Origin of the sequence: Sphingomonas quercus (assembly GCF_018863195.1) — a bacterium.
Lineage (GTDB): Bacteria > Pseudomonadota > Alphaproteobacteria > Sphingomonadales > Sphingomonadaceae > Solisphingomonas > Solisphingomonas quercus.
This window is the reverse complement of record NZ_JAHKRT010000006.1, coordinates 1-13,145: the sequence shown is the minus strand read 5'-3', so window position 1 is coordinate 13,145 and position 13,145 is coordinate 1. Positions and strand designations below refer to the sequence as shown.

General features: G+C 67.2%; 8 protein-coding genes. 3 read left to right on the top strand and 5 right to left on the bottom strand.

The window, feature by feature from the left end:
- Window position 1 precedes the first annotated feature (1 nt).
- The gene (gene proC / locus KOF26_RS11710; RefSeq protein ID WP_216324973.1) at window positions 2-820 is read left to right on the top strand and encodes a pyrroline-5-carboxylate reductase; all 819 of its coding nucleotides are present in this window, start codon (window positions 2-4) and stop codon (window positions 818-820) included.
- Here the strand turns inward: proC and KOF26_RS11705 are convergent.
- The 3 genes from KOF26_RS11705 to KOF26_RS11695 are packed head-to-tail and all read right to left on the bottom strand — an operon-like array spanning window position 811 to window position 5,927.
- Window positions 811-2,403, bottom strand: coding sequence for a S10 family peptidase (locus KOF26_RS11705; protein ID WP_216324971.1), 1,593 nt, complete (start codon window positions 2,401-2,403; stop codon window positions 811-813). The two genes, proC and KOF26_RS11705, sit on opposite strands and share 10 nt — an antisense overlap.
- A gap of 20 nt (window positions 2,404-2,423) precedes the next feature.
- On the bottom strand, window positions 2,424-4,199 hold the full coding sequence (locus tag KOF26_RS11700) for a DUF885 domain-containing protein (protein ID WP_216324969.1): 1,776 nt from the start codon (window positions 4,197-4,199) through the stop codon (window positions 2,424-2,426).
- A gap of 15 nt (window positions 4,200-4,214) precedes the next feature.
- Window positions 4,215-5,927, bottom strand: a complete 1,713-nt coding sequence (locus tag KOF26_RS11695; protein ID WP_253201378.1) for a DUF885 domain-containing protein — start codon at window positions 5,925-5,927, stop codon at window positions 4,215-4,217.
- Window positions 5,928-6,147: 220 nt separating this feature from the next.
- Between KOF26_RS11695 and KOF26_RS11690 the strand changes: the two genes are divergently transcribed.
- Together KOF26_RS11690 and KOF26_RS11685 are read left to right on the top strand one after the other, a co-directional pair.
- Window positions 6,148-9,444 (top strand): WD40/YVTN/BNR-like repeat-containing protein, encoded by a 3,297-nt coding sequence (locus tag KOF26_RS11690; protein ID WP_216324965.1) that lies wholly within the window; start codon window positions 6,148-6,150, stop codon window positions 9,442-9,444.
- 87 nt (window positions 9,445-9,531) lie between these two features.
- Window positions 9,532-10,548 carry an Ldh family oxidoreductase gene (locus KOF26_RS11685; RefSeq protein WP_216324963.1) on the top strand — a complete coding sequence of 339 codons (1,017 nt, stop codon included), beginning with the start codon at window positions 9,532-9,534 and terminating at the stop codon, window positions 10,546-10,548.
- A gap of 2 nt (window positions 10,549-10,550) precedes the next feature.
- Here the strand turns inward: KOF26_RS11685 and KOF26_RS11680 are convergent, their stop codons facing one another.
- Window positions 10,551-11,753, bottom strand: a complete 1,203-nt coding sequence (locus KOF26_RS11680; RefSeq protein ID WP_216324961.1) for a M24 family metallopeptidase — start codon at window positions 11,751-11,753, stop codon at window positions 10,551-10,553.
- A 3-nt stretch (window positions 11,754-11,756) separates the two neighbouring features.
- Complete coding sequence (locus KOF26_RS11675) at window positions 11,757-13,040, bottom strand: NAD(P)/FAD-dependent oxidoreductase (RefSeq protein ID WP_216324959.1); 1,284 nt, start codon at window positions 13,038-13,040, stop codon at window positions 11,757-11,759.
- Between the last annotated feature and the right edge of the window lie 105 nt (window positions 13,041-13,145).

Sequence of the window (13,145 nt, the reverse complement as noted above, 5' to 3'; positions counted from 1 at the left end):
CATGTCCCATCCCAACATCGTCCTCGTCGGCTGTGGCAATATGGGCGGCGCGATGTTGTCCGGCTGGCTGCGTCAGGGCATCGCGGCGGAGCGGATCACGGTGATCGATCCCTCTCTGCCGGCGCTGCCCGATGGCGTGCGGCGAGTGGCGGAGCCGGAGGCCGCGATGGACGTGCCCGCGGCCCTGATCCTTGCCGTCAAGCCGCAAAAGCTGGCCGAGGTCGCCGGCGCGATTTCGGCGCTGGCGGCGCCGCAGACCTTGCTGCTGTCCGTGCTCGCCTCGGCCGAGATCGCCACGCTGCGGCGGGTGTTTCCGCGGGCCGGGGCGATCGTCCGCGCCGTGCCCAATCTGCCGGCCGCCATCGGCCACGGCATCACGGCGCTGGCCGGCGAGGGGCTGAGCCCTTCCCACGTATCGCTCGCCGAAACATTGTGCGCGCCGCTCGGGCCGGTCGAGTGGCTGGCGCGGGAAGCGCTGTGCGATGCGGCGACGTCGGTGTCCGGCTGCGGACCGGCCTTCCTGTTCCGCTTCGCCGACGCGGTGGCCCGGGCCGGCGAGGCGCAGGGCCTGCCCCGCGCCCAGGCCTTGCGGCTCATCGCCGAGACGATGGCCGGCGCCGGTGCGATGCTCCGCGCGGCAGACGCCGATCCCGCGGAGATGGCGGCCCGCGTCGCCAGCCCGGGCGGGGTAACGCTGGCGGGCCTGCGCGTGCTCGACGAGCAGGATGCGCTCACCCGCCTGATCGCCGACACCCTCGCCGCCGCCGCCGCCCGCAGTGCGGAGATGGCGGCGGAGACGCGCGATGCGGTTCAGGGATGAACGGCGGAATCGTAGAAGGCGTCCAGGTCCTTCTTGAATTGCGCGGTCACGGCCGGATTGATGTAAACCATGTGACCGGACTCATAATAATGGAAGGTCACGTTTTTCTGTAGCGTCGGATCGATCTGCATATGCTTCAGGTCATATTCCGCCCCGAAGAACGGCGTCGCCATGTCGTAATAACCGTTCAGCGACAGGACTTTCAGATGCGGGTTCTGCCGCATCGCGGCGGACAGATCCAGGGCGGTGTCGGCCAGCGCCATGTTGCCGCCGCCAGCGCGGCCGCCCGGCCCGCGATGGCGCTGGTCCCATTGGCCGCTGATGCCGCTATAATAATTGGGCCGGTAGCTGAGCTTGGTCTTGTAGCCGAGGGTGCCGAACAGATATTTGTTGAGCGCGCCGATATAGGGGCCGCTGATCGAGGTATCGGTGGTGTCATATTCCGGCCCCTCGCCCGCTGCGTCGACATCTATGCCGATGAAGCGGGAATCGAGCCGCCCGACTGTGCGGCGCTGGTCACGCAGCAGCTCCTTGCGGAACCGCGACAGGTCGACGCGCAAATCGGCGTCGAGCAGATATTTCACGGAAAGGCCGGTATAGGCGCTCATCTGCTGGGCGATGGCATTGCGTTCGGCGTCCGGCAGGTCGGAGCCCTTGGCCAGAGCGGTCGCATAGGGGCCGATCGCCCATTGCCGCACCTCGGTCAGAAACGGCTCCAGCGCGGGCGGGCGGTTCGGCAGCCTGTTGTGGTACCAGGCAGTTGCCGCGTAGCTCGGCAGAAAGGTGAGGTTGATCTGGTCGTAGCCGGGCTGGCGCACGCCGTAGTTGAGGATCGACGAGAGCAAGGTCACCCCGTTCACCTGTACCCCGCGCTGTTGCAGCGCATAGGCGAGACCGGCGGAACGCAGCGTGCCATAGCTTTCGCCGAACAGGAATTTCGGGCTGTTCCAGCGATCGTTGATCGTCAGATAGCGCTGAACGCCGCGCGCGAAGGCGTCGATATCCTGATCCACGCCGTAGAATTCCGGGCCTTTGGACTTGCCGATCGGGCGCGACAGGCCGGTGCCGATCGCGTCGAGGAACACGATGTCCGTCTTGTCCAGCATGGTGTGGGGATTGCTGGTGATGCGGAACGGCGCCGGGGCGGTGGCGGCGGGGTCCGGCGTCTCGACATGCACCGGGCCGATCGAGCCCATGTGCAGCCACATCGAGGATGAGCCCGGGCCGCCATTATAGGTGAAGGTCACCGGGCGCTCGGCCGCGCCGGCGGGGCGATCAGCGACATAGGCGACGTAGAACATGCTCGCCACCGCCTCGCCATTGTCGTTGCGGATGGTGAGCGTGCCGGGGGTGACGGTGTAGTTGATGAGCTTGCCGGCGACGGTGACGCTGCCGCGCCTGGGCTGCGCGTCCTCGGTGGCGCTGGCCAGCGCGACATCGGGGTCGGCGGGCCTCGCCGCCTTGTCCTGCTCCCGATCGGCGGCGCCCTGCTCGCGGGCGGCGTCGCCCTGGCGCTGCGCGGCGAGCGGTGGGGCGAAGACGGCGAGAACCGTCGCGGCAACAACAAGCTGGCTTTTGCGCATGGTGATAGCCTCCCTTTTCATCAGTTCGCGTCAACCTTGTCGGCATTGGGGTTGGGACCGCCGGCGGCGATCCATGCGTCGAGCTCGCGTTCCAGCACCGTCAGCGGCACCGATCCGAGCGCGAGCAGCGTATCGTGGAACCAGCGCCGGTCGAATTTCGGGCCGAGCGCCTGCTCGGCCTTGGCGCGCTCCCGCCGGATGGTCAGCTCGCCCAGCTTGTAGGCCAGCGCCTGGCCCGGCCAGCTGATGTAGCGGTCCACCTCGGTCTCGACCTCGTGGCGGGAAAGTGCGGTATGGCCGGCGAGATAATCGATCGCCTTCTGCCGGCTCCAACCATAATGATGCATGCCGGTGTCGATGACGAGGCGCACCGCGCGCCACATCTCGTAGGTTTCGCGGCCGAATTCCTCATAGGGCGTGCGATAGATCCCCATCTCGATGCCGAGCCATTCGGTGTACAGCCCCCAGCCTTCGCCATAGCCGGAGAAATAGGTGCTGCGGCGAAAGTCCGGCCGGGCCGGTGCCTCGCGGGCGAGCGCCGCCTGCAGGCTGTGGCCCGGGTTGCATTCGTGAAGCGTCAGTGCCGGGATATTGTAGAGCGGCCGCGACTTGAGGTCGTAAGTGTTCATCAGGCACGCATCGAGCCCGCCGCGCCCGGCGGTGTAGAAGGGCGCGATCGCGTCGGGGACCGGGTTGATCGCGAAGCGGTAGCGCGGCAGGAGGCCGAGCTCGTCTTTCAGCTTGCCGTCCGCGCGTTTCGAGACATAGGCCGAATAGCCCATCAGTTCGTCCGGCGTGCGGGCGATGAACTGCGGATCGGTGCGCAGAAACTCGATGAACTGGCCGATCGTGCCCTTGAATCCGGCCGCTGCCATCGTCTTGTGCATGTCAGCGTCGATCCGCTCGACTTCCTTGAGGCCGATCTGGTGGATCTGCTCGGCGGTGAGATCGGTGGTGGTATATTCCTTGATCTGCGCCTGATAATAAGCCTTGCCGTCCGGCATATCCTCGGCGGCGGTGGTCTTGCGGGTCTGCGCCAGATAGTCCTGGCGGAAGAAGGTCAGCAACTTGGCATAGGCCGGGATGATCTGTTTCGAGATCAGCTCCCGCGCCTCGGCCTGCATCCGCTCGCGTTCGGCCGGCGGGACCGAGTTCGGCATATCCCGAAAGGCGGCGTAGAAAGGGTTCTTCGCCACGTCCGGATCGGTATAGGCGGCGATCGAGGCGTCGCGCCCTTCCAGGGTCGCGCGCGGCACGCTGAAGCCGCGCTTCAGCCCGGCGCGCATGTTGACGATCTGCTCGTCGAAATAGCGCGGCACGTCGCGCATCCGCCCGAGATAGCGTCGGTAGAGCTCGGCGGTGCGGAACGGCGCGCGCGAGCTCAGGCCGGACCAGAAATTGCTGTCCGCGGTGAACGGCATCTCCCAGGCGCGATATTTGCCCTGCGCGACGAACGCCTCGATACTCGTGCGGAACACCGCCGCGTTGATCGCTTCCTCATGGCTGAGCTGGTCGACGGGGACCTTGTCGAGCTCGACGAGGACGGCTCGCCAATAAGCCAGCCGGGCCTCCTGGCTGGCGGCGTCGACGCGCGGCAGATGATCGCCACTGGCGCTGAATCCGTCGTCGCCGGTGGCGCGGGCAAGCTCCTGCTGCCGCCACGCCCATTCCTTCTCGTAGAGCGCGCGCAGCCGGGCATCGGCGCCGCCGGGCTGGGCGAGCGAGGGTGAGGCGGCGGCGGCCGCGGTGGCGGCAAGCAGCAGCGGGAGCAGGCGCAGGCGCTTGGTGATGCTCAACGTCGGATCTCCAGGTCAGGGAAGCTTGAAGCCGGTCTTGCCGGCATAGGGATCCTTGCCGCCGCCGGCGATCCAGCGATCGAGCACCTGTTCCAGCGTTGGCAGCGGCACTGCGCCGAGGCCGAGGATGACATCGTGGAACCAGCGCTGATCGAACGCGGTGCCGAGCTTCGTCTCCGCCTCGGCGCGCTTGCGGCGGATGAGCATCTCGCCGAGCGTGTAGGCCAGCGCCTGGCCGGGATCGTTGAGATAGCGATCGACCTCGATCGTCACCTCATGGTCCGAGAGCGCCGTGTGGCTCTTCATATAGTCGAGCGCCTGATCGCGCGTCCAACCCATATGGTGCAGCCCGGTATCGACGACGAGGCGTGCGGCCCGCCACATTTCATAGGTTTCGCGGCCGAACTCGTCATAGGGCGTTTCGTAGATTCCCCATTTGGTGCCGAGCCACTCCATGTAGAGCGCCCAGCCTTCGCCATAGCCGGAGAAATAGGTGGATTTGCGGATCGCCGGCCGGTCAGGCCCCTCCAGCGCCAGCGCCGCCTGGAAGCTGTGGCCCGGCACGCATTCGTGCGCGGTCAGCGGCGGGATGGTGTAGAGCGGGCGGGCCGGCAGGTCATAGGTGTTCATCAGGCAGCTTTCGAGGCCGCCATTGCCGCCGGTGGCGAAGGGCGCGATGTTCGCGGGGGTCGGCCGGATCGTGAAGCGATAGCGCGGCAGCATGCCGACCGTATATTTCAGCTCGCCGTTGATCTTGTTGGCGACATAGGCGGACTTCGCGATCAGTTCGTAAGGCGTCTTCGCCGTGAACTGCGGATCGGTCTTGAGGAAATGGAGAAAGCCCTGGAAGTCGCCTTTCCAGCCGGCCTGCTTCATCGTCGCCTGCATATCCGCGTCGATGCGGGCGACTTCCTTGAGGCCGATCTGGTGGATCTGATCCGGGGTCAGCTCCAGCGTCGTATATTGCCGCACCTTGGCGAGATAGAAGGCCTTGCCATCGGGCAGTGCCTCTCCGGCCGTGGTCTTGCGGGCGTGCGGGATATAATCGTCGCGGACGAAGGCGAGGAGCCTGGCGAAGGCCGGCGCCGCGATCGCGGCGGCCGCCTTGCCCTCGGCGAGCAGCGCCTCGCGCTGGCCCGCGGTGAGGCCGTCCGGCATCATCTTGAACGGGCCGAACAGCGGGTTGGCCTCGATGTCCGGCGCGGCCAGGGGCTCGATCGGCTTGTAACGCTCGCCCAGCGACACCTGCGGATTGGTGAAGCCGCGGGCAAGGCCGGCGCGCATATTGGCGATCTGCTCGTCAATGAAGCGCGGCATGTCGCGCAGACGGCTGGAATAGTTGCGATAGGCCTGCGCGTTGCCGAAGCCGCGGCGCGGCGCCATCCACGTCCAGAAACCGAAGGGGTTTTCATACTCCTTGAACTTATACTCGGAGACGAAGCCTTCGAGCGCGGCCCGGAAGACCGCCGCGTTGATCTTTTCTTCGGGGGAAAGTTGATCGACCGGGATGTCGGCCAGCTTGTCGAGCGCATTCGCCCAATAATCGGCCCGCCGCTTCTGGCTGGCGGGGTCGACATGAGGCAGGGACGGGCTGCCGTCCTCTTCGTCCTCGCCGCGGGCCAGCTCTTTCTGCCGCCAGTTCCATTCCGCGTCGTACAGCGCCTTCAGGCGCGCGTCGGCCGTCTCCGCTTGCGGACGGGCGCAGGCGGACGAAATCAGCGCCCCCATCGCCAGCGGCAGGACGGCCCATGATGCGCGAGCCTGCGGACGCCTCAGGGACAGGTTTGCGCTCATAAGTCCGGCCCTTTTCGACGCGCCGGCCCTCAGGCCCGGCCACCCAAGATAGAGTCTTGGCGACATTTCATATACCGTATACGTAATACGGCAAGGCCTCCAAGGGGATTCTAGCCTCGTGCGTGGCCAAGGGTCAGGGACGCGGGAACTGGACATGGGCAAGCATCGCACCAACGCGGCGAAGGCCAACCGTAGATCGGTCGATTTTCGAACCTTCGGTCGGCTCATTCTGGCAATCGCTGCGCTGTTTGCGCTCCTGCCTGCGAGCAATGCGACGGCGCAGCGCGGCCGCGGCGATCCCAATGTCTTCGCGTTCCGTTTCGCCGGCCCTGCGCAGGGCAACCGCGTCGCATCGGTCGCCGGCATTCCGGGTAACAAGACGACCTATTATGCCGGCGCGGCATCCGGCGGCATCTGGAAGACCACCGACGGCGGCAATCGCTGGGTTCCTGTCTTCGACGATCAGCCGGTGGCCGCCATCGGTGCGCTGGCCGTATCCCCGGTCAATCCGGACGTCGTGTGGGCGGGCACGGGCGAGGCGTGGGCGATCCGCGACATGGATGTCATGGGCGACGGCATTTATCGTTCCACCGATGCCGGCAAGACGTGGACGCATGTCGGGCTCAAGGGCAGCGGCCGCATCGCCACGATGATCGCGAGCCCGACCAATCCGGACGAGCTCTGGGTGTGCGCGGGCGGACGCATGACCGGCCCGCAGCAGGAGCGCGGCGTGTTCCACACCACGGACGGCGGCCGCAACTGGACGCGCTCGCTGTTCGTCGATGCCGACACGGGCTGCTCGGGCCTATCCATGGATGCCAGTGATCCCAACACGCTCATCGCCGGGACCTGGCAGGTGGTGATGCATACATGGGGCATGGACAGCGGCGGTCTGGGCAGCGGCGTTTTCATCACTCACGACGGCGGCAGGAACTGGCAGCGCGTGGTCGGCCACGGCATGCCGAAATCGCCGGTCGGCAAGATCGACGTGGCGATCGCACCAGGCAACTCCAAGCGTATCTACGCGCTGATCCAGGCGCCGGGCCAAGGTTCTGTGTGGCGCTCCGACGATGGCGGCGCGAAATGGCAGGTGTCGAGCTGGGATCGCACGCTGGCCGGGCGGGCCGGCTATTACATCAAGATCGCGGTGTCGCCGGGGGACGAGAACAAGGTCTATGTCGCCAGTAGCAATTATCACCTTTCCACCGACGGCGGAAAGACGTTCGAGGTGCGCAACTGGGGCGGGGACAATCACGACATCTGGCTGGACCCCAAGGATCCGAACCATTTCGCCATAACCTATGATGGTGGCGTCGACATCACCACCGTCGGCGGCGACGGCTGGCGCAAGACGAGCCTGCCGATCGGCCAAATCTATCATGTCGCCGTCGATGATCGCATCCCCTATAATTTCTACGGCAACATGCAGGACAACAGCACGATGCGCGGGCCGAGCGTGCCTTTCGGCAGCACGTCCTGGGGCCTCGGCAACGCGGCGGGCTGGGAGCATGGCATGGGCGGCTGCGAATCCGGCTGGACCGTGCCCGAGCCCGGCAATCCCGACGTGGTCTGGGCCACTTGCTACGGCAACGAGGTAACGCGCTGGGATGCCAGGACGAGGCTCGCCCGCTCAGTGGCGCCGTGGCTGCACACGCTGAGCGCGGCGCCCGGCGACAGCAAATATCGCTGTCACTGGACGGCGCCGCTCGCCATCGACCCCTTCGATCCCAAGACGGTCTATTATGGCTGCCAGATGATCTTCCAGACCAGCAACGAAGGCCAGAGCTGGAAGATCATCAGCCCGGATCTTTCGACGCAGGATCCCCGCCGCCTCGGTTCGTCGGGGGGGCTGGTCGGGGACAATCTCGGCCAGTTCTATGGCGAGGTCGTCTATGCCATCGCCCCGTCCCGCAAGCAGAAGGGGCTGATCTGGGCCGGCACCAATGACGGCAAGCTCTGGTATACGCTGGACGGCGGCGGCCGGTGGACGGACGTCACGAAGAACATCGCCGGCATGCCCGCCTGGGGCACGATCGCCAGCATCGAACCGTCGAGCTTCGATGCCGGCACCGCCTATGTCGCGGTGGATTTCCACATCAACGACAATCGCGATCCCTATATCTATCGCACCCGCGACTTCGGAAAGAGCTGGACGCGGATCGACGCTACCCTCCCGCGCGGCGAACTCGCCTATGTCCGCAACGTCGCGGAAGATCCCAATGCCAGAGGCCTGCTGTTCGCGGGAACCGGCGCCGGCCTTTATTACTCGCTCGATGCGGGCGACAATTGGGTGCGGCTGAAGGACGGCTTGCCGCCATCGCCCGTCACCTGGACGGTGGTGCAGCCGCGCTTCCACGATCTCGTCGTGTCGACCTGGGGGCGCGGCTTCTACATCCTCCCCGACATCAGCCCGCTGGAGCAGATGTCGGCCGATCTCGCCGCCGGCAGGGCGACGCCCGACGTGCGGCTGTTCGATCCGCGGCCGACCTATCGCCTGCCGCGCGGCCAGGCGGCCTATGTCGATTTCATGCTGAAAAAGTCCCCCGCCGAGCCCGTCCGTGTCGAGATCCTCGGCCAGGACGGCAGCATCATCCGCACCCTGACCCACCCGGGCAAGGCCGGGCTCAACCGGATCATGTGGAATCTGCGCTACGATTCACTCAGCACCGCCTTGCTGCGCACCCTGCCGCCGGAGAATCCGCATTTGTGGGATGAGCCGCGCTTCAAGAACAACCACGAATACCGCACAGTGACCCAGTGGGGCCTGCCCGCTCGTCAATCCGGCCCGCTGGTGCCGCCCGGCCTCTATCAGGTGCGCCTGACGGCAAACAGCCAAACCCGGACGGCGTCGATCGAGATCATGCCCGATCCGAACAGCCCGGGCAGCGTCGCCGAACTGGCGGAGACGACGAAGTTGCAGCTGCGCCTGCGCGACGACGTCAGGCAGGCAAGCGACGTCATCAATTCGATCGAATGGATGCGTCGTCAGATCGAGGACATGCAGCCCAAAATCGCCGGCAACGCCCGGCTGAGCAAGGCCGCTGCGGCGTTCGATGCGAGACTCCAGTCCGTGGAATATGAGTTGCTCAACAAGGACATGGCGCCCAGCGACGACAAATATTACCTGTCTGCCTACAAGGTCTATTTCAACCTGATGTGGACCTATGCCGGCCTCAACGGCAATGTCCTGGACGTTGCCGGCGCCGCCGAGCAGAAGCCGACCGACACGGCTGTCAACCTCGTCGCGCTGATCGAGAAGGATCTCAGGGCAAGCGTCGACCATTTCGCCGCGCTGAACGCGAAGGACGTTCCCGCCTTCAACAGACTGCTCACCAGTCAGCATATGCCGCCGCTGAGCTTGACGGTGCCGCCCGCCGACAAGGATGAAGCGAGCGAGGGCAACAGCGCCAGCGAAGCCGAGGCAGATGGCGAGGGCGAGGGCGAGAATTGATCCTTGCGCCCGGCAGACCCGTTCTGCTGGCGGTCAGAGTATATAACGTATACGATAGCGCCTTAATCGACCTGTTGCGGAGTGTTTGTGAACGATCATGAGAGCGTGGCACTGAGCCTCGACGAGGTGGCCAGCCTGTCTCGCGCCATATTGAGCAAACATGGCCTCGCCGCCGATCATGTCGAGGCGGTGGCCCGGACCATCGTCGCCGGGGAGCGTGACGAGTGCGCCAGCCACGGCGTCTATCGCCTGCTCGTCTGCGTCAACACCCTTCGCTCCGGCGGGGTCGTGGCCGATGCGGTGCCGGTTGTCGACGATGTCGCCCCGGCGCTGGTGCGCGTCGATGCTGGTGGCGGCTTCGCCCAGCTCGCATTCGAGCGCGGCCTGCCGGTGCTGGTCGAAAAGGCACGGCGCAACGGCATCGCCGCGATGGGCCTCAACCATTGCGTCCATTTCGCCGCTTTGTGGCCCGAGGTGGAGGCGGTCACGGCGCATGGCCTCGTCACGCTCGCCTGTACGCCCAGCCATGCCTGGGTGGCCCCTGCCGGTGGCACGCGGCCGGTGTTCGGCACCAATCCGATCGCCTTCGGCTGGCCACGCCCGGAAGGCAGTTTCGTGTTCGATTTCGCGACCAGCGCCGTGGCGCGGGGCGAAATCGAGCTGCACCGCCGCGCCGGCAAGCCGATTCCATATGGCTGGGGGCTGGACGCGGACGGCCAGCCGACCACCGACGCCGCTGCCGCGCTGGCCGGCGCGATGCTGACGTTCGGCGGCCATAAGGGCTCGGCCCTGTCGGCAATGATCGAACTGATCGCCGGGCCGCTGATCGGCGACCTTACCAGCGCCGAATCGATCGCGCTCGACGCCGGCGCGGGTTCCTCTCCGATCGGCGGAGAGCTGATCCTGGCCATCGACCCCGCCGGATTCCTCGGCGCTGAGGCGGCGAGCCACATCGCGCGCGCCGAAGCGCTGTTCGACAACATCACCAGCCAGGGCGCGCGCCTGCCGTCGGAGCGCCGCTTCGCCGCGCGCGCGCGCAGCATCGCCGATGGCGTCCGCGTGCCGCATGCGCTCTATGCGGACCTGCAGCGCTTGCTGGACTGATCCTATCCGAACGGCCGGTCGATGGCCGGGGACGGCTGGGTGAACCAGCGCGGGCCGTCCTCGGTCATGTAGAAATGGTCTTCCAGCCGCACGCCGAAGCGATCGGGAATGACGATCATCGGCTCGTTGGAGAAGCACATTCCCGGCGCCAGCGCGGTGCGGTCGCCGCGCACCAGATAGGCCGGTTCGTGGATGGACAGGCCGATGCCGTGCCCGGTGCGATGCGGCAGACCGGGCAGGCGGTAGTCCGGCCCGAGACCGGCCTTCTCAAGCACGGCGCGCGCGGCATAGTCCACCGCCTCGCACGGGACGCCGGGTCGCGCGGCGGCGAAGGCCGCGGCCTGCGCCTCCTGCTCCAGCGACCATATGCGGCGCTGCTCGGCGTCCGCTTCGCCGAATATGTAGGTGCGGGTGATATCGGAATGATAGCCGTGGATGACGCAGCCCACGTCGATCAGGACGACATCTCCCTCGTCTAGCTGGGCGTCGCCGGGCAACCCGTGCGGGAAGGCGCTCGCCCGGCCGAACTGGACGATGACGAAGCTGTTGCCGGCCGGCGCCCCGATCGCGCGGTGCGCCTGATCGAGGAAACGCGCAACCTCGCTGGCGCGGATACCGCGGCGGAGGATGCGCGCGGCGCGGCGATGCACCTCGAGGGTCATCGACTTGGCCTGTTGGAGCAGCGCCAGCTCCGCCGCCGACTTGTACATGCGGCAGGCATCGACGACGGCGCTGCCCTCGACGAGATCGAGCGATGGTGCCACGGCGCGCAGCCGCGCGACGAACAGGAAGGCCATCGCCGGATCGATCGCCAGCGTCGTGGCGCCGGTCTCGCGCAGCGCGGCGGCAACCAGCGCGGACGGACATTCATCCTCCTCCCATAGCCGCAGCTCGGCGTCGATCAGCAGATCGGCCTCCAATGTCCCTCGCTCGAACACCGGCGCGATCAGGATCGGCCGGCCGGCTCGCGGCAGCAACATCGCCACCAGACGCTCGCTCGCACCCCATGGCACGCCGGCGAAATAGCGCAGCGACGCGCCGGCGCCGATCAGCAGCGCGTCGGCGCCGGCGTCGTGCATCAGGCGGCGGGCCTTCTCCAGGCGATGCTCGCGCTCCTCTCGCCCGATCGGCGGGGCGACGTCGGCCCAGGGCGTGATGGCGTCGAGTTCCTGCCCGGCGGTCGATCCGCCTATGCCGCTGGTCATGGTTCAGGCTCCGAAGCGATCGAGCGTGAAGGGGGCGAGGTCGAATGGCGGCGCCTCGCCGCCGACGACCGCGGCGACCGCCTCGGCGGTGGCGGCGGCCAGCGTCAGGCCGAGATGCTGGTGGCCGAAGGCGTAATAGAGATTCCCGGCGCGCCTGCTCCGCCCGATCGCCGGCAGATAGTCGGGCAGGGTCGGGCGGGCACCCATCCACTCGATACCGGGCAGGCCGAACGAGAGGCCAAGCGCGGCGACATGGGCGCGCAGCCGCGCCCATTTGCGCGGATCGGGCGGGCTGTCGGCGCGGCCGAACTCGACGAAGCTCGCCGCGCGCAGGCCGGAGCGGAAGCGGGTGACGATCAGCGAGCGATCCTCGAACACCATGGGGGGCATATCGGCTGGCCACTCGGTATCGGCCGACTGGATATGATAGCCGCGCTCGGCGATGATCGGCACTGCATGACCGAGCGGCCGCATCAATGCGCCCGATCGCGCACCGCCGGCGATGATCAGCGCATCCGCGCTCAGCCGTGCGCCGTCCTCCAGCACCGCAACGGCGCGTCCGCCGGCCTGCTCCAGCCGCGCCACCCGTGCCGTGCGCCGGATGCCGCCGGCGGCCGAGAACGCCGCCGCCAGCCGCTCGGCGAGCAGGCCGAGATCGGCGATCTGGCCGCTGCCGATGAAACGGATGGCGCCGGCCACGGGGCGCATGACCAGCGCGTTGATCTTGGCCAGCTCGTCCGCGGTAGCGTCGCGGATCGCCGCCGTGCCGATGTCCGCCGCCTGCCAGCGCGCCTTGCTTGCCGCTGCGCTCGCGGCGCTTTCCCAGACGACGAAATGGCCATCCTCGATCAGCAGCTCGCGCGCGCCGGTCTCGTCGAGCAGCCGTCGCCATGCCGGCATCGCCTGGCCGAGGATCGCGGCGAGCGCGGCCCGCCCGGCGGCGAATCGCGCCGGCCGGGTGGCGCCGAGCAGCCGCAGCGAGAAGGGCAGCCATGCCGCCGCGTCCCGCCATGGCAGGCCAAGCGCGCCGCCGCGCCAGAACAGCCGGCGCGGCATGGAGCGCACCGTCGCCCGTGAGGCGAGCGGCTCGACCTGCTCGACGGCGATATGGCCGGCATTGCCCCATGACGCGCCGCGCGGCGCGTCGTCTGGATCGACCAGCATGGTCGCGATGCCGCGCAATTGAAGCCGGCAGGCGATCGCCAGGCCGACGACCCCGCCGCCGACTATGACAGCGCCCGGAATGAGCGCATTTGGGTTGGGTTGGGCGAGATTTTCGGTTTGCACGCGGTCTGATATACCGTATACGATCTGTGCTTTCAACGGAGGTTTCCGGAAAATGAGTTCGTCCAAGACCCTGTGGCGGGGCGTTTATCCCGCTGCGACCACCCA